This window comes from Paenibacillus sp. FSL F4-0122 (assembly GCF_038002845.1).
Classification (GTDB): Bacteria; Bacillota; Bacilli; order Paenibacillales; family Paenibacillaceae; genus Paenibacillus_AQ; species Paenibacillus_AQ odorifer.
On the sequence record NZ_JBBODI010000001.1, the window covers coordinates 467,739 to 486,688 of the forward strand.

General features: G+C 44.2%; 13 protein-coding genes. 4 read left to right on the plus strand and 9 right to left on the minus strand.

The annotated features are described in order from the left end of the window. Positions 1 to 120: 120 nt before the first annotated feature. Positions 121 to 1,521: a polysaccharide deacetylase family protein gene (locus tag MHH49_RS01940; protein ID WP_038569525.1), complete on the minus strand. Its 1,401-nt coding sequence runs from the start codon at positions 1,519 to 1,521 to the stop codon at positions 121 to 123. 210 nt (positions 1,522 to 1,731) lie between these two features. Here MHH49_RS01940 and MHH49_RS01945 point away from each other — a divergent pair, with 210 nt between their 5' ends. Then, positions 1,732 to 2,925, plus strand: a complete 1,194-nt coding sequence (locus MHH49_RS01945) for an AI-2E family transporter (protein WP_341137845.1) — start codon at positions 1,732 to 1,734, stop codon at positions 2,923 to 2,925. Here MHH49_RS01945 and MHH49_RS01950 read toward each other — a convergent pair. The 8 genes from MHH49_RS01950 to MHH49_RS01985 form a co-directional block, all read right to left on the minus strand. Then, entirely contained in the window at positions 2,883 to 4,694 is a 1,812-nt protein-coding gene (locus MHH49_RS01950) for a peptidoglycan D,D-transpeptidase FtsI family protein (RefSeq protein WP_370510597.1), read from the minus strand. The two genes, MHH49_RS01945 and MHH49_RS01950, sit on opposite strands and share 43 nt — an antisense overlap. A 170-nt stretch (positions 4,695 to 4,864) precedes the next feature. Then, on the minus strand, positions 4,865 to 6,937 hold the full coding sequence (locus MHH49_RS01955) for a methyl-accepting chemotaxis protein (RefSeq protein ID WP_052096882.1): 2,073 nt from the start codon (positions 6,935 to 6,937) through the stop codon (positions 4,865 to 4,867). 47 nt (positions 6,938 to 6,984) lie between these two features. Beyond that, entirely contained in the window at positions 6,985 to 7,947 is a 963-nt protein-coding gene (locus tag MHH49_RS01960) for an acetylxylan esterase (protein WP_143758712.1), read from the minus strand. Between the two features lie 1,508 nt (positions 7,948 to 9,455). Then, positions 9,456 to 10,487, minus strand: a complete 1,032-nt coding sequence (locus MHH49_RS01965) for a glycoside hydrolase family 130 protein (RefSeq protein ID WP_036675546.1) — start codon at positions 10,485 to 10,487, stop codon at positions 9,456 to 9,458. Positions 10,488 to 10,563: 76 nt separating this feature from the next. Beyond that, a complete protein-coding gene (locus MHH49_RS01970; RefSeq protein ID WP_036675551.1) occupies positions 10,564 to 11,397 on the minus strand; it encodes a carbohydrate ABC transporter permease in 834 nt (277 codons plus the stop codon). A gap of 3 nt (positions 11,398 to 11,400) precedes the next feature. After that, complete coding sequence (locus tag MHH49_RS01975; RefSeq protein WP_036675555.1) at positions 11,401 to 12,282, minus strand: carbohydrate ABC transporter permease; 882 nt, start codon at positions 12,280 to 12,282, stop codon at positions 11,401 to 11,403. Between the two features lie 128 nt (positions 12,283 to 12,410). Beyond that, positions 12,411 to 13,778 (minus strand): ABC transporter substrate-binding protein, encoded by a 1,368-nt coding sequence (locus MHH49_RS01980; RefSeq protein ID WP_038569518.1) that lies wholly within the window; start codon positions 13,776 to 13,778, stop codon positions 12,411 to 12,413. A 319-nt stretch (positions 13,779 to 14,097) separates the two neighbouring features. Beyond that, entirely contained in the window at positions 14,098 to 14,877 is a 780-nt protein-coding gene (locus tag MHH49_RS01985) for a response regulator transcription factor (RefSeq protein WP_036675560.1), read from the minus strand. A 296-nt stretch (positions 14,878 to 15,173) separates the two neighbouring features. On the opposite strand from MHH49_RS01985, the gene MHH49_RS01990 reads away from it, so the two are divergent. Genes MHH49_RS01990 through MHH49_RS02000 form a run of 3 tightly spaced genes read left to right on the plus strand, consistent with a single transcriptional unit; the run spans position 15,174 to position 18,532 of the window. Further along, positions 15,174 to 16,124 carry a glycoside hydrolase family 113 gene (locus tag MHH49_RS01990; RefSeq protein WP_038569516.1) on the plus strand — a complete coding sequence of 317 codons (951 nt, stop codon included), beginning with the start codon at positions 15,174 to 15,176 and terminating at the stop codon, positions 16,122 to 16,124. A gap of 21 nt (positions 16,125 to 16,145) precedes the next feature. Beyond that, on the plus strand, positions 16,146 to 17,360 hold the full coding sequence (locus MHH49_RS01995; RefSeq protein ID WP_341137846.1) for an AGE family epimerase/isomerase: 1,215 nt from the start codon (positions 16,146 to 16,148) through the stop codon (positions 17,358 to 17,360). Further along, positions 17,360 to 18,532, plus strand: coding sequence for a glycoside hydrolase family 130 protein (locus MHH49_RS02000; protein WP_038569513.1), 1,173 nt, complete (start codon positions 17,360 to 17,362; stop codon positions 18,530 to 18,532). The genes MHH49_RS01995 and MHH49_RS02000 overlap by 1 nt, the downstream gene beginning before the upstream one ends. Positions 18,533 to 18,950 lie beyond the last annotated feature (418 nt).

Below are 18,950 nucleotides of genomic sequence, written 5' to 3' on the forward strand. Positions count from 1 at the left end.
TACTGGCGGGCTGCTCTTTTTTTAATTATCCCAACAAAAAAATGTTCCACAACCCAACGTTGGATTGTAGAACATCTCTTTACACGTCCACTGTATAATATTTATCAATAAGATCATGAATCAATTTGTTACTGTCGCACCTGGCATTTCTACTTCCGCAACCGAATCATTAAGTGACAACGATTCTTCCTGTTGCGATTTGCGTTTTTTTGCAGTTTTCGGATGATGAGGCAGCTGTTGATTCATCTTTTTGAGCAGCTCTGAGACAGGCATCAGGATAAGCTTCGGCACAAGGACCTCGCTCCGTTCTTTAAGCCTTGCCCCACCTGCTGGATGAATCACACTTAACAGGATCCTTAAGTAAAATTTAGAGGAACGTGCGAATAAGCCATCCGGCAAATCGCGTACGGTAAAGCCGAATTTCTCCGGTCCCCGGTTAATCATGCTGACCCCGTAAAGCGCTTTGGCTTCTGCAAGATCCACATCTTTGGCAATGATCTCAGCAAGAATGGGCAGATCCTTTTCCATTCTGCGGATCATTCGAATCGCAAGTTGAGCGGAAGAACGTGAATGAATTCCTAATTCGAACAGCTGTTTATTATCGATGTGCAGCTCAATGACTTTGTCACCTTTACGGAGCAGTGCTCCACCCTCGAGTTCAACCGGTTCGCCCTGATATTTCCGCATCCGATAATGCAGGAAAGGATCTGACGGAGTAATCGTTTGGAGATGAAAAAGAGCTTGAAATACCTGTTCCCAAGCTAACCAAAGTCCTACAAGCACCCGTTTACCAAAAGATAAGCGCCGGATAGGTGACGTCTCAGCCATCTTAATCATTTCGTCAATCCGAATGCTGCGGAGTCCCCGTTTACGGGCTTCCTCCAGTGTCTGCTCAAGAGCCACAAGCATATTCCCTGGAGCATCCGCATCTGCACCCAGCGTTGTGCCGCTATCATGCAACAACATCACTTCCCCGGGATTTAGACGGGCCAGCATCTTCTCAGTAAGTTTTTCGGCGCCGAGCTTCTCACGCCAATCGCCAAACATTGCCGACCAAAGCACAATTTCAACTTGGCGTCGTTTGGAAATATCAAATAAATTGACAATGCCCCAAGGTGGACGGTAATACGTACTGCGTTCGCCAATAATATTATAAATAATATCATTCGTACGTTGAATCTGCCGGCGGACGGTTGCTGGCCGCATGAGCCAGTTCGTCTTGTGAACATAATTATGAATCCCGATGAGATGTCCCTCATCATGGATACGCTGAATAAGATCAGGATAACGTTCAGCATTAGAGCCTACTACAAAAAAGGTCGCTTTTGCATCATACCTCTTCAGTAATTCCAGCAGTAATGGTGTAAATCGAGGATCAGGTCCATCATCGAAGGTCAGAGCGAATTCATTTCGCCCAGTTCCTTTACGAAAGACACGGTAACCAAAAATCCGGCTGATCATACCAGGGATAAAAGCATAAAATGATGAGATGTAAAATAACCAGAGCAGCAAAGTCTGCATATTAATTCCCCGCTTTTCCAGAGTTGACTTTGGCTCGCCTAATGTCTGCAAGCAGAACCTGTGAAACGGCCAAGTGAAGTAGAATAAAAAAAACGTTACCCCCTATTTTAACACATGTATCAAAGAAATAGACGCTTTTAAAGTAAAATCATGTACAATGTAATCAACCTGGCATATCCACTTATAAAAAAAAGGGAGTTGTTTATATCTATGCTGCCGTTATACAAAAAATATTGGCGCACATTTTTTGACATCGGATTAATTGTCCTCACGGTTTATTTAATTATGTTCTCCTTTAGTAAACTGTACCAGTTAGCTGCACCTGTATTCCTGTCTTTTTTTGTATTTTTGCTTATCGAACCCTTGGCCCGCTTCTTGAACCGCCGTGGTCTTGGTAAACCTTTCGCCTCCGCTATTTCAGTGTTGCTCTTTCTGATTGTGCTGTTAGGTACATTATTTGGTGCCGGTCTACTGATTACGATCCAGGCCCTTCACTTCCAAGAGAACCTCCCTAAATATACATATGTGGTGCAGCAGCATTTTGTGGAGACCACGACCTACCTGCAGCAAAAAATAGATAACTTGCCACCCGATATTACGAACAAGGTCAACGGCTACTTTAAAGATGCCACGGATGTCCTAACAGGATGGCTGATTACTTTTCTAAAATATATGGCCGGTATTCTTGGCTCCTTCTCCACCTTCATGGCCAATTTCGGGATAGCCATCATTTTGGCATTTTTCCTTAGCATGGAGATCAAAGATTGGCGTAAAATCGCGCATGACAAAATGCCAAAAACTTTTAAGAACGCCTTTGCCTTTTTACAAGGCAATGTTTTTAAAGCCATCGGGTCCTATTTAAAAGCACAACTTATTCTGATCAGCATTACTTTTGCCATAGTTCTGGTTGGCTTATTTATTCTGCGAACCGGCAACGAAATCACAATGGCGTTAGTCTGCGCTGTATTTGATGTTTTGCCGCTTCTTGGCGTGACGACAATTTTAGTCCCTTGGATCATCTATTTGTTCATCGTGGGCAATACTTCACTGGCTATCGGATTAATTATCCTCCTTGCCATTGTACTAATTGTTAGACAGCTGTTTGAGCCGAAGATTACCGGGAATTCGATTGGCGTATCCTCAGCTTTCCTTATGCTGTCGTTCGTCATTCTGTCCACATCTGCTTTCGGTATGGCCGGTCTGATCCTGTCGCCGATTCTGCTTATTCTGATAAAAGAACTGATTCAACAAGGGTATCTTCAGAGCTGGATCTATCTTCCGCAAGAGGAATTTATCGTTTCGCCCTTTGCTGCTAACGGTCCAGCTTCCAATCATACCAGCTCTGCGCCACCACCTGAACCTCAAGCTCCAGAGGGAACCGATGATAGTAAATCCAACACTTGACCAAACAGCTTAACCGCTAGATGTGAACTGTCCGGAGCAACGTTCTCAACCGCTACCGACACAGCATATCTGGGATGATCCACCGGCCCATAGCCGATAAACCATTGATTGTTACGCGGCACACCCTTAACAAGGGTTTGTGCCGTACCTGATTTCCCGGCAACCGGCCATTTCGTACTCTGCAGACTTGTGCCGGTTCCATCCGTAACAACTTTACGCATCCAGGACAGCAGCTGGCGGGCTGTAGATTCTGAGATCCTCCCTGCAGTTGAAGGGGAAAGATGACCCGGCAGATCCTCTAGCTTTTGACCATTTGCAAAGGTCACACGCTGGAGAATTCTTGGCGCTCTCACTTCCCCTCCATGCAGTAACGTCACTACCAGGTTGGCTGCCTGAAGTGGTGTCACTTGCACATCTCGCTGCCCAATGGCCGTCTGCACTCTGGCGCCTGGATCATCCGGCAGCAAAGAAGTGAAGATCGTCCCCTTCTGCTCACCGGATAGTGGCTTAAGAACTGGAAAACCAAGCGTATTCTCCGCTTGCCAGCTAATATCTCTTCCGAGCCCCAGCGCGAGTGCTGTCGCTTGAAGCTGCGCCCCACTTAAGCGCTCTGCCAGCGCAGCAAATACTGTATTACAGGACACGGCGAACCCTTGCGCCAGCGTGAGGGCGCCGTGTCCTTTTCCTTTTAGACAAGATAATCCATATTTCTCATATTGCCCTGAACAATAGAAGAGCTCATCCGCTGAGGTGACCTCGGCTTCTAGTGCCGCTGCTGCTGTGACGATTTTGAAGATTGATCCAGGTACAGCAGCCTGCAGCGCCCGGTTATTCCACTCTCCCCCTTCAGGGGATATCTTCTCTGGGTCGTAAAAAGGTAAAGATACCATGGCTTCAATATCTCCCGTTCCGGTGTCTAACACCACCACGGCTCCTTCCTCCATTCCAGCTTTGACAGCTAACTCCTCTATTTGTTCCTGAAGCTTTTTATCAATCGTTGTATATAAAGACAGCGGATAATACGGATTGCCCGGGGTTCGTACTTGAATGGGACTGCCCGGGACACGTTGCCCGTGCGCATCAACCTGAGCGTATGCCTCAGTATGCCCGACGCCTCGAAGCAACGGCTCCAGGGTCTTTTCTAACCCGTCCGTTCCTGTCATCGGAATTCTCAGCCCCGATGGCGAAGCCTTCCCACCAGTGTTTGGGACCGCTTCCGATAAATATCCAAGCCACTGCCGTCCAGTTGCGTTCCCATCATATCTGCGAGCAAAAGGAAGCACGCCTACGCCCTCGATCCCCAATGCACTCACTTCTTCCGCTTGTGCGGATGTAAGTGCGAGCGGTCCTTTTCCCACTGAGGATGGCCAAAGCAGAGGTTCTTTAAGGGAAGAGCGCTTGTTTAGCAATTGCTCATAACTCACTCCAAGGATAGCTGCCAATCGGTGCATGGACTCAGCTTCTTCGTATACAACCTTCGTCACGGTATTCCTAGCCTTCGCCTCTTGAGGAAAAAAAGCAGCCGTCCAAATGGTTTCCCCGGCAAGGGGTTCACTCTTTCGGTCATACAGGCGCCCCCGCCCAGTATCCAATACAGTCTCCCGTTCGCTTTGAATTTCCGCCATCTTTGCAAGTGTATATTTCGTTCCAGGGACCGTCTGTTCCTTCATAAACAGTTGAATCCACGCCAGCCTAAGGACCAACACGGCTACCACTGAACATAAAATAATCAGTCCGCCGAGTATGCGTCTGTGGACATTATTGTGCAATCCCATTCCTCCTGACTGACGTTCATAGCCTTTATTATGTCCCACCCGCTGGATTATTTACACTCATGCTTAGTTAGCTATTTTATAACCTTTTGAATAGCACAAAGACCAGTCCCAAATAATTGGAGACTGGTCTTTGTATTGAAAATAATTACTGAGGTTATGCAAGGTTACAAATTAAACTTGGACAGTTTTTCTTGCAACTGCCGGGACGCATGCTCAAGCTGCTCAGACAGCTCCACTAAATGATCACTCACACTTTGTTGCTCCCCGCTAAGCGAAGCCACTTCTTGCGAAGCTGCTGATGATTCCTCTGCAATGGAGCTGATATTGCCCATGGAATTTGACAGCACCTTTTGGGATTGGCTCAAGCTATCCATCGATAAAGCAACAGATTCCAAACGTGTAATAAAATGACGCATCTGATCCTGTACAGATACGAAGATATCGCTAGTGCTCTCCACTGAAGTCACCTGCTGATTAAAAAGAGGGGCTACTTCCGAGAGAACACCTACGGTCTCGTTCATATCCTTCATAATGGTGTCTGTTATATTAGCCACCACAGCAATGGAATCTTTGGACTGATCTGCAAGCTGGCGTATTTCATCGGCCACTACCATAAATCCCCGGCCGGACTCCCCTGCCCTTGCCGCTTCTATCGTTGCATTTAGAGACAAAATATTCGTCTGCTGTGTAATATTCTGCATAACATCAAGCACCTTCATCACTGATGATGTGGTGTCTTGCAGCTCATTCACTTTCAACACGAGCTTATTCGTCATATCGCCCGTCTTATTGGTTTTGCCAAGCAGCTCTTTTAACTCATTAAAACCTTCTTCACTAAGCACGCCGATACTATGTGCGGTATGATCCATCTCATGCGTAGCTGAGTTCACTTTGTTCATTTGCACCGAAATTTGCCCCGTAAGCTCGTTGCCCTGGTCCGCCTCCAAAGCCAGGCTGCCTGAACCTCCGGCAATTTCTTCTGTTGCAGCGGCAATCTCTTTGGCGGCCATCGCTGTCTTACGCGATACCCCACTAAGTTCATTGGCCGTTTCCATTACCTTTCGAGCCGTTTCATTAGTATGGATAACCAGTTCTGTGATCCGTTCCATCATCCTATTAAAGGAACCCGATAACTGACCTATTTCATCTCGTGAGGTAATCTCCGTGCGTACTCCAAGATTCCCATCTGCCCCCTTAGACATTAAATCTTTAAGCCGGGTCAAGGGCTTGGATACCATTCTGTACATCCAGTAACCAATTAGAATGGCGACAATAGCAGCCACCGCAACAATAATATATGTAGTTTTTAGAATACGAAGTGCGTCTTTCGTAAGATTCTCAGCCGGAACAACACCAAGCAATCTCCAGCTGGAGCTTTCCATCGTCCCATACACAGCTAGTATGGATTTCCCTTTCTCATCCTTCGTTGGCAATGACCCCGCCTCATGCTCCAAACCATGAAGAAGGGTCCCTCCCAGACTGAGATAAGTATCTGTTCCTACTTGCTGGGACGATGCGATCAATTCATCCTTATCCGTCAGCAATTGCATGTAAGAGCTGGGTCCGAGATCAACTTTACGAAGCTGATTTTCTAATTCACTAATTCTAATATCACAGATAATTATGTATCCCGGGCTTTGTGTATCCCCAGCTATCGATTGTGCCAAATGAAACATACCCGAAGTATTTCCTTCTTGTTCTTGTACTGTCCGGGGAATCCACAGTGTTTGTGGTTCCTCTTCAAGCTGCTTGAACCATGATGATTCTCTGAATTCCTTGATAAAAGCGTTGTCTTTTGATCCCGCTGAAGAAGTGGGGACTTCCTGATTCATCGGGATGAGGTATACAGCTTCTACCCCCTTTGATGCGGTCAGCCAGGCATTCAGCTCGGCGCTAATCTGGTTAGACTGCAAATTACGTTCCTCATTACTTGTAGTGGGATTATTCCCTTGTTTGAGTGCATCCTGAATCTCATTGTTGTAAAGAATTCTTCCTAGGCCGTCCTCATAACGCAATAATTCAACATCAAACTTCTCTGCAGCTTGGACGACTGTCTGTTGATTGGCTGACAGCGCGTTATTCTCGATCGTTTGCTCAGCTACGGAATAGGAAATGTAGCCAAGTGAGAGAACGAGCACCATTGTTGAGATGAAGAAGATGAGAAAAAGCCGCACCCCAATCGATTTGGCAGGGTGCAGCTGGAAATGCGCCTTTTCTTTTTTTGCTTGCGACTTCATCAATTGTTCACCACCGTTGTCTTCAGTTATGCCTGCTGGCTTATCTCTTACAAGGTCATGAACAATTCCAACGCCCGATCGGCAAGATATGGTAAATACTCATGACCGTACTCATAATAAACCATAAGCTCTTTGGACGCTAGTATTTTATTGTATGCGGCAAATTGAGTTGAAGGTGGACAAATCGTATCGGATAACCCGGTAACCCACAGTACTTTAGCCTGAATTCTTTCCGCAAGATTCTGAATATCGATATAGCCGAGCCTATTAAAAATCTCATCCTCACGCAAATGATGGGGATCAAAAAACCGGAAATAATAGTTGATCTCCTCATAAGCTGAGGTGGTAATATCCAGTTCCCAAGCACGTTTATAATCTGAAAGGAAGGGATACACAGGCAAGGCTATTTTTAAGCGAGGCTCTAATGCTGCACAAGCGACAGTCAGCGCTCCACCTTGAGATAGTCCAAAGGCACCTACACGCTCAGGATCAACTTCATCCATAGACATCAGAACTCGGGCAGTCTGTGCCGTATCCAAAAACACATTGCGATAATAAAGGTTATATGGATTAGGATCATCCATCCCTCGAATGATATGTCCACGTATCGTGGTGCCCTTTACGGTAAGATTATCTTCGGAGAGGCCGCCCTGTCCGCGACAATCCATCGCCAGGACGCTAATCCCGTGGGCAGCATAAGCCACCTTCTCCATCCAATCCCCGCTGTCACAGGAGTACCCATGGAACATCACTAGACCGGGGCCTTTTTTATGTACGTTTTTCTTCGGTCTTACATATTTGCAATGGATTCTTGCACCGCCAACTCCGGTAAAATACAAATGGAAACACTCCGCAAGCTCACTGACAAACTCCGCCGGCTCCAGCTCATAATCCAGCGGCTGTGCATCCAGATCACGTAATGCCCGCTCCCAAAACTGCTCGAAATCACCCGGCTTTGGACTACTTCCGTTATATTCCTTTAACTGTGACAAATTCATGTCGCTTCCCAAAATATTGTTCCTCCTTAAGTTATGTAACGATATTGTTCGCTTACTGTTCGTAACCGCGAAGCATCGTTACAGTTACTATGCTAGATAGAAACGGAAAACCCAATATGGGTTTTCCGTTGGTGTATGGATATTTGCGATGGGATAGTGGGACGGGATAGTGGGATGGGTTAGTTGCGTTTTCTGCGACTGAATAGTTTAATTGCAGCTCCGAGGCTGGATAGTTGCACTTTGTGCAGCTATATTTCAGCTGAATATGTGTGTTTTCCTCTTAGTTGCACTTTGTACAACTAAAAAACAGTAAAAGGAGCTTTTGGAGGTTACTTGGCTGATATAGTTGCACGAAGTGCAATTATATCGCCTAGTAACCAAAGAAATGTTAGTTTAAGTGCACAGAGTGCAACTATTTACGTCGAAGTCCTAGAGTAACTAAGCAACAGAGTAGCAGAATCACCAACAGATCCACATTCACCACTCACTCGCTGCTTGCCTATTACCTTCACAACTAATCATATTCTACGTGCCTATAACCTTCTTTTTACCTCTACAACCCCTCACATTCCACTTATCCGCTATCTTCTTATTACTTCTACAACTAATCATATTCCACGTACCAACTACCTTCTTATTACCTCTACAACTACTCACATTCCACTTATCCGCTATCTTCTTATTACCTCCACAACTAATCACACTCCACGTACCTACTACCTTCTTATTACCTCTACAACCACTCACATTCCACTTATCCGCTATCTTCCTCTTACCTCCACAACACCCACATTTTCCACCTTGCCCATTAACTTCTTTATAATCGGCACAGTAACAGCTTCTGGCTGGATAGTTGCACTTTGTGCAGCTATTACAGCTGAATATGTGTGTTTTCTCTCTTAGTTGCACTTTGTACAGCTAAAAAACGGCAAAAGGAGCTTTTGGAGGTTACTTGGCTGATATAGTTGCACGAAGTGCAATTATATCGCCTAGTAACCAAAGAAATGTTAGTTTAAGTGCACAAAGTGCAACTATTTACGTCAGAGCCATAGAGTTGCACTTTGTGCAGCTATTACAGCGGAATATGTCTTTTTCCCCTTTTAGTTGCACTTTGTACAACTAAAAAACATTAAAAGGAGCTTTTGAAGGTTACTTGGCTGATACAGTTGCACAAAGTGCAACTATATCACCTAGTAACCAAAGAAATGTTAGTTTAAGTGCACAAAGTGCAACCATTTACGTTAGAGCCATTGAGTAGCAAAGCCATGGAGTAACCAAGCCACAGAGTGACTAAGCAACGATCGCCAACAGAGCCGAATTCCCCCCTCACCTGCTACTTATCTATTACAAGCAATATTGAGTTGTTCTGTTGCACATTCTGCAACAGAACGGAGGCCGCACATGGCAACCTCCGCACTGAGCACACTTAACAACACCAATCCCAACACTTCTTTCGAACTCTACGCTACGCAATTCTCCGGACAAGCAAGCTCCCTGCAAATATAGGTCATTAAGTCCAATTAGATTTTGCCTAAACCTGCATCATCGCCAACCTCTTCATGAGTTTCGATGACATAGTTGACGATTTCATTAACCGTTGTATAAGCAACGCCTACATAAGTATCAGCAGCGCCATAATAAATGGCGATACGGCCGGTTTCTGCATCATGCAGTGTGGCACATGGGAACAGGACGTTATTCACAAAACCTCTTTCCTCATACCATTCTTCTGGCGTTAATACAAAGTTTTTCGAGCGATATTTTACTTTCGAGGGCTCATTGATATCCAAAATAACCGCCCCCATGCTATACACAAGACCGTTGCAGGTTCCAGTTACGCCATGGTAGAACATCAACCAGCCTTCAGTAGTTTCAATCGGCGCTGGTCCGCCACCAATTTTGACACTTTGCCACCAGCCTTGACCACCCTTGGTCATTACATGGCGGTGTTTTCCCCAATATACGAAGTCAGGGCTCTCACTAAGGAACACATCACCAAATGGCGTATGGCCACTGTCACTTGGACGGGACAACATCACGAAGTTATTGTTGATTTTTCTAGGGAACAGTACGCCGTTCCGGTTGAATGGCAGGAATGGGTTTTCCAAGCTGATAAATGTTTTGAAATCTTGTGTTTTAGCTACACCAATAGCTGCGCCGTAGAAATCTGTACACCAGATAATATAAAATGTATCTTCAACCTTCACCAGACGTGGATCGTAAGCATAACGCGGCTGATAAGGATTACCTTCTTCATCTATAAATCGGATCGGCTCATCATCGATTTTCCAATCCAAACCATCCACACTATGTCCCATACGCAGATGCGGACGAGTCGTGTTATCTTCTACACGAAATACACCAATAAAACTGCCTTCATACGCAGCAACCGCACTATTGAAAATACGGGCTACACCTTTTGCAGGATTTCTTTTGATAACCGGGTTATCATTATGTCTCCAAATCGGATTCTCGTAGCCAGCAGGCTTTTCTTGCCAAGGCATGTTCGGGATGTTAATTGCACTTGCTCCAACCAATTTTACTTCACTCATTAGTATTCCCTCCAAATGTATGCAACTTTTCAGTATGCTATTTTATCTAGTACTGTTATTAAATTTACTGTTGAACTCACTTTACAGAACCTTGCGAAAAACCATTGTAGATATATTTTTGCAAGGCGGTAAACACAACCAATGTAGGTATAATTGCGATCATAATCGCCGCACATATTACTTCCCACTGCGATCCATATGGACCTTTAAACTTAAAGAGTGCTGTGGAGATCGTTTGCAAATCTGTTTTCGGCATATAAAGGAAAGGGGTGTAAAAATCGTTATAAATATTAACACCCTTCACGATCACTACAGTTACAATCGCCGGCTTCAACAATGGCAAAATAATTCTCCAATAAATCGTCCAATACGAAGCTCCGTCCAGCATCGCGGATTCATCCAGTGACTCGGAGATCGAATCCAAAAACTGCATGAAGATATAAACAGCGATAATATCCGTGCCCAAGTACATAACGATTGGCGCCCATCTGGTATTAAATAATCCCAAGTGATTGATGATTTGGAAAGTAGCCACTTGTGTAGTTACGCCTGGAATCAGAGTAGCAATCAGGAACATACTAATTAGGATCTTACTGCCTTTAAATTTGAAGCGCGATAAAATATAAGCCATCATCGAACCCGTCAACGTGGCACCCGCAATAGAAATCACAACGATAATGACAGTATTTTTAAAACCGAGCAGCATTTTCCCGTCTACAAAAGCCTTTGTGTAGTTGGAGAAATTCAACCAATTCTCTGGCAGCGTTAACGGTCCGGTAGAAGCATATTCCGTTCCGGTCTTTAATGAAGCGAAAAACACGACCACGATAGGTATCAAAGCTACAAGTGCTCCCAAAATCAAGGTGAGATATTTGAATATACTAGCAGTGGTATATTTTACAGAATGCATAGTTTATTTCTCCTCCTTGATCAGAACGCGCTGCAAAATAGTAACTATGATAACAATACCCAGCAATACCACGGCCATCGCCGATGCCAAACCAACCTTGCTGTATTTGAAAGCTACATCGACCGTCTGAATTACGAATGTACTACTTCCGTTAGATCCGCCTGTCATGACGTATGGAATTTCGAATACCCCAATGGCGCCACTAACCGCAAGAATCAAGTTCAATTGCAGAATACGTTTAATGCTTGGCAAAATAATATGCATAAACTGATGCCATCTGTTTGCACCGTCAATTTCAGCGGCCTCATAGATATCCTTACCGATAGAAGAAATAGCTCCAAGGAAAATCAGGAAGTTCATTCCCATGTATCTCCACAGTGATGCACCTGCGAGCGAGAAGTTAATCAAATTAGGATTCAGTAGCCACTTCTGCTGCAGACTGCCAAGCCCAATCAGATTAAGAATCGTATCTAGCGTTCCATCTGGTTTGAAGAAGAAGAGAAAGATAAAACCGATCGCTACACCGTTTAGCAAGGTCGGGAAGAACAAAATCCCTTTAAACAAGTTTTTCATGCGAACACTAAAGCTTAAGATGGTTGCAAAATACAAAGCAAGTGCCATCTGAATAAAAGTGGTAAAGAAATAATACAAGCTGACCTTAAACACAGAAAAATACTCAGGTTTTGTAAAAATGGTCTTGTAGTTTTCTAAACCGACATATTCCATATTTTTGCTCAATCCATTCCAACTGGTGAAGCTGTACCGAAACATACTGATGACTGGATAATAAGCGAATGTGAGCAGCAATAATATCGGCACTAATGAGAATAAGATGATGATAGCGATTCTTTGATTTTTATAACTCAAATTTGAAAACTTAAACACCCGATACACCTCCAGAAAAAGCATCCTCATTTATTTAAGACTCGTTTAAATGTGAAGGGGGAAATGCTTGTTAGCATATCCCCTCCCACATTCACTACCGCCTATAGCATCTAAGAAGCTTATAGTTTTTACTGTGCTGTGACTTTAGCGCGAGCGGCTTTCCACTTGTCGTTCAGGTCTTTCATGATGTCATCATAGGATTCTTTTCTGTTGCCAATCGCTGCTTCAATAATCCGTTTCTTGAAGTCTGGCTGCCAAGCACCGATCTCAGCTTGTTTGTCGATTTCATCAGACCAGCCTTCTTCACCAGCTTTAGCAGGAGCAAGAGTATCAAAGGTTACATCTGTACCTTCATATTGTTTCAGGATTTCTGGAAGCTCTGCACCGATAGCCGGGCTCATACCGCCGCCTTCAGTTGTAGGGTAATTAGATTCGTTGATGAACCAATCCACCCAAGCTCTAGCAGCTTCTTTGTTCTTACTGTGAATGCTGACACCCAGATTGTAGTCACCAGCAAGCGGCACAAGGATTTTATCCGCATTGGTTGGGAAAGGCATAAATCCAACATCGTCTGGATTTGTAGCCAGGCCTTTGATTTGGCCAATCGCCCAAGATCCAAGCACCATAGTCCCAATTTTTCCGTTGGCTAGATCAGCTTTGGAAGATTCCCAGTCTGTTGTAGTTGGATCTTCTTCAATCAAACCTTTTTGTGCTGCATCGTACAGAATTTTGTACAATTCATAGTGTGGTTGACCCGCTACATAGTTGTCGTCGCTAGCCACTTGAGCAATGTTCACATAATCACGGTCACCAGCTACTGTAGCCAGATCCGCTTCCCATTGTGTCAGTGTCCAGCCTGCTGCGTAATTTGTGTAAAGAGGAACAGCTTGTGTTTTGTCTTTAATAGTCTGCAGAGCAGTCAAGAATTGTTCAGGGGTTTTGGGAACCTCTGTAATTCCGGCATCTTTGAAGACTTGTTTGTTATAGATAATGCCATTAAAGTTGATGGTCATCGGAATACCATAGGCAACTCCGTCTACTGCACGTTCTTCCAGCCCTGTGTATTGTTTGCTCATTTCTTCAAGCTTGCCAAGGGGTTCGAAGAAATCAGGAATATCTTTTACAGCTATGCTAGTAGGTAACAAAAGAACGTCGCCATAATCACTAGTGCTCATACGAATTTTAATTTGGTCTTCGTAAGTAGCTAGCGCTTCAAAGTTCACCTTTACATCAGGATATTTCTCATTGAATTTAGCCGCATACTCTTTGAATACGGTATCAACAATATCTGTTCTTTGCGTTATGACTGTGATATCCCCTTTGATATCCTTGGCTGCTGTACCATCGGCTGGAGCAGTTGCCTCTGCTGAAGAACCATTGTTTCCTGTGTTTTTAGCAGCTTCATTGTTAGTGTTGTTGTTTGAGGAACAACCGCTAAACAATCCCGCCACAAGTGTTAGTGCCATCAAGCCCATCATTGTTTTGCCTTTTTTCATGCTGTTACGACCCCTCTCTTCAATTCAACTCTAGTTTTAGGTAAATAACAAATATAATAACTTTTATCATCACTTATAACTTGAAAGAGTAGTCATTAATACCGGATTATCTGAATTACTCTTAAAAATAAGTGATGATATCGCTTACAAACCCATTATAAATCTATTTTCGACGCAAAACGATGGTTTCAATTGCTTTTTCTGGTCTTGTATTTGTTATTTTTGTTTTACTTATAATAATTTTGTTATCTAATTTATAAAAATATCTACAAAAAAAGAGAGCTTTTCGCCCTCCTAATAAATAGCTTCCTATATATGCCTAAAACTCTCGTTCAATTTTCGGGAATTTACAGCCGCTTTTATAATCCTTAGGTGTCATACCACACATTTTCTTGAACAATTTATTAAAATATACCGGATCGCTATAACCCACCTTCTCGGCAATTTCATAATTCTTCAGGTCAGGATGCTCCATTAGCAGTTCCTTAGCTTTAGAAATTCTAATCCGAATCAGATAGTCTGTGATCGTCTGCCCCGTCTTTAATTTGAACAAACGGCTGAGATAACTCGCATTCATGCCCACCATCTCCGCTAGGCGTTCTAGCTCGAAGTTCTGATCATACTCTCTCTCCAGAATGCTTTTTGTCTGCTCAACTACATAATGTTCCCCACCATCCGCAGCTTGTGAGAAAATCTCCTCATGCTCCGTCACGTTCTTTTTCTTTACATCCTCTACTCTCTTAAGCAGCTCATATAGCTGAGTCTTATCAATCGGTTTAAGCAAATAATCCATCACCCCATGGCGGATCGCTCGACGGGCATATTCAAATTCACTAAAACCGCTAAGGACAGCAATAGGTATATCCTCCATATGGTCTCTAACCTGTTCAATCAGCTTAAAACCATCCATTCTAGGCATTTTGATATCTGTAATAAGCAGATCTATATCCTCTCGGGATAACTTTTCTAAATGTTCCCAGGCTTCCAACCCGTTTCCGTAAGATCCAATTACATGTACGTCTATTTCCATTCTGGATGTGATTTTTTCGAGCCCCCTGCGAATGACTTCCTCGTCGTCCGCAATCATAACATTTATCATTTAAGTAATTCCCTCCAGTTGTATCCGCCAGTTATTATGATTGCGCTATCATCACGAATAGTATCTCCCCATGCATTACGTCAATGTACGATTGCGCCCTTTTATAGTCTTATATTTACTATAACTAAAGTTATTCAAATTTCCCAGCTCCAACTACAAATTGTCCTTGAAATCATCTACGAAAAAGTATATAACTAAATTAAGTTGTTATTATAAACTAACAAAACAATAATAACTATCTAACAAAATTAAGTTTGCTAATTTATCTATTTCCATTTGTAAAGTGAGGATCCTCGATGATGTTAAACAACGAATACATTGCAGGCGTAACCTGGGGTTTCTCAGGTAGACGTGGTTCATGGACAACAAAAGAAGCTGAGTGTTCGCTGGAATTAATGTCCTCTGTCACCGGAGCGAACTGGACGGCCATTGCGCTCAGTGCGCTTCAAGCTACCGCTCATTCTACGGAAATTCCCTACTGGGAGGCTCCAACCGTTAGCGACGAAGAAGTGAAATGGGCTATCAGCAAAGCGAAGTCACTGCAGCTAAAAGTATGTCTGAAGCCGATTGTTAATTGTGCTGACGGAACTTGGCGTGCCCATATTAACTTTTTCGATAAGGATGTCCCTTGCGAGCCTAAATGGTCTGAGTGGTTCAGCTCTTATACTAAATTTATTCTGCACTATGCCGCTATCGCTGAGGAAACAGGCTGTGAAATGTTCTGTATTGGCTGTGAGCTTGTACAGACGGATAGACGCGAAGCCGAATGGCGTTCGCTTATTGCCGAGGTGCGGAAGGTCTACTCAGGTATTCTTACTTATAATTGCGATAAGTATCAGGAGGATAACGTAACCTGGTGGGATGCGCTCGATGTGATTTCTTCAAGTGGGTATTATCCAGCTAGTGATTGGGAGGCTCAGCTCGACCGGATTGAGCAAGTGGTGAGCTCACAGAATAAGCCGTTCTTTTTCATGGAAGCGGGTTGCCCAAGCCGGAGCGGGAGCGCTGCGATTCCCAATGATTGGACCTTAAAGGGCGAACCAAGTCAAGAAGAACAAAGTAAATTCTATCAGGCAATGTTTCAAGGCTGTGAGCACAGAGATTGGGTTCAGGGCTTTATGCTCTGGGATTGGCCTACTCATCTTTATCCAATTGAAGAAGCAGCACAGAATGATGATTACTGTATGTACGGTAAGCAAGCCGCTGGGATCATCAACGAATATTTCACCTCAAAAATCACCAAATAATGTGAGGAGTGACTGATTACAATGATTAATTCACCAGAATTATGGTTGACCCAACTTGAGGATGAGCTGCAGGATAATATTCTTAGTTTTTGGATGAAACAGACGAAGGACGAAGTAAACGGCGGTTTTGTAGGTGAGATCGACAATCAGCTGAACATTACTCCTAACGCAGAGAAAAGCCTTGTGCTTAATGCCCGGATCCTTTGGTCCTTTGCGAGCGCTTACCGGATCTACGGTAAACCGGAATATCTGGCGATGGCAGAACGTGCTTATACCTATCTGATGGAACACTTCATTGATAAAGAGTATGGCGGATTATACTGGATGGTGGATGCTGAGGGCAGACCTTCTCAAGAGAAAAAGCAGATCTATGGCCAATCCTTTGCTATCTACGCACTGGCTGAATTCTACCATGCGACCGGACGTCCAGAAGTCTTAGAGGATGCGATTCAATTATTCCAGCTAGTTGAGAAATACGGCTATGATTCTATTTATAAAGGTTATGTCGAAGCTTTATCACGGGAATGGCAAATCACTGATAACCTCAGTCTCAGCAGCAAGGATATGAATGAAAAAAAATCTATGAATACCCATCTGCATGTTCTGGAAGCGTATACCGGTCTCTATCGGGTATGGAAGTCGGAGGAGCTAAAGAGCACGCTAACTGAGCTAATCGAAACGATGCTGGATCATATCATTGATCAGAAAGGCCAGCATTTTCATCTTTTCTTAGATGAGGGATGGAATGTGAAATCAGATATTATCTCCTACGGACATGACATCGAAGGAAGCTGGCTGCTGGTGGAAGCTGCTGAAACCCTTGGAGAAGAGCTGCTGCTGCAGCGTGTGCGAACAGTCGCTGTCTCCATGGCAGAAGCCGTTCTTGCGGAAGGTATAGATAGCGATGGTGGGATATGGAATGAAGCTGACCCAAGCGGGCTGCTGAGCAAAGATAAAGATTGGTGGCCGCAAGCTGAGGCGGTTGTTGGATTCTATAATGCTTATCAGCTGACTGGTGACAGCAAATTTAATGAGGCTGCCCAAGCCTCCTGGACTTTTATCGATAAATACATGGTGGATCACAAGCTCGGTGAATGGTACTGGGGCGTGGACGAGAACCTTCAGCCCCTGCCTCACGGATCAAAGGTTAGCGCCTGGAAATGTCCTTATCATAACAGCAGAGCCTGCTTCGAAATGATCGCACGACTGAAATCAACTATAAAGGAGACTATCTAATGTCATCATTATTCCAAGAACGCAAACAACAATTAACAGAACGTTATGAAGCCCTGATCGCCCGCAAGAACGAAAAGCTTCCTTATGGAAACGGCATTTATGACCGTTATACTCATCCACTGCTAACTGCTGAGCATGCGCCCTTAATCTGGCGTTATGATTTTAACCCAGACACCAACCCTAATTTTGCCGAAAGAATTGGCGTCAACGGCGTCTTCAACCCGGGTGCTATTGCACTGAACGGCAAATTCTATCTTGTTGCTCGGGTTGAAGGCAATGACCGCAAATCTTTTTTCGCTGTAGCAGAAAGCGACAATGGCGTAGACGGCTTCCGCTTCTGGGATCATCCAGTTGTGCTGCCTGAGACAGAAGTTCCTGATATCAACGTCTACGACATGCGCCTCGTAAGCCATGAAGATGGCTGGATCTACGGCCTCTTCTGTACAGAACGCAAAGATCCAGAAGCTCCACATGGTGACCTTTCTAGCGCAGTAGCACAGTGTGGTATTGTTCGCACCAAAGATCTGAAAACCTGGGAACGTCTGGCGGATCTCAAAACAGGCTCTGCTCAGCAGCGTAATGTCGTGCTCCACCCTGAATTTGTAGATGGAAAATACGCCTTCTACACTCGCCCACAAGATGGCTTTATCGATGCAGGTTCCGGTGGCGGTATCGGCTGGGGACTCTCGGATACAATTGAAGATGCCGTAATTACTAGTGAGACCATCATGGATGAACGCCACTACCATACCATCAAGGAAGTTAAAAACGGCCAAGGTCCGGCTCCAATCAAAACTGCAAAAGGCTGGCTGCATATTGCTCATGGTGTACGCAACACAGCTGCTGGACTCCGATACGTACTATATGCTTTCTTGTCTGATCTGGATGAGCCAAACAAAGTCACTCATTCACCTGGCGGTCATTTCATCGCACCAGATGGTGAAGAACGTGTCGGCGATGTCTCCAATGTCGTGTTCTGTAATGGCGTGATTGCACGTGATAACGGTGAAATCTATATTTACTACGCATCCTCCGACACTCGTATCCACGTGGCTACAACTACCGTTGACCAAATGTTAGATTATGTGCTGAACACTCCAGAGGATCCACTTCGCTCTTATGCTTGTGTACAGCAACGTATTGCTCTTATTGACCGTAATTTAGCATTGTAAATAAGGTTTCATAAACCCTAGAAATCAACAGAGCAGCGATTCTCCTATTATTGGAGGATCGCTGCTCTGCGTTTTAATCATTCACTGTTTGCTTCAAGCGAATATCAATCATCTAAAGTATCTTAAGGACTCAGATGACGCTATTCACATATATTTAGCCTTTAAAGTATGTTTTCGGACTCCAACGACGCTATTCCCTGAAAAGAGGTCCATTTGGGGCGTTTTCTAGGACGATAGCTGCTCTGGAGTCCGTTAGTATTGCAAATATCGGATAATACTGCATATAGGGTCAGCTGTGTCCATTAGCGGGTTACTATGCGTATTTGATAGTATTTGCAGTTTGCCTTTTCGACACAAAAAGCCATTTACATGACGCACATCCATACTTTTCAACCCATTCATGAGTAATTCCTATAGA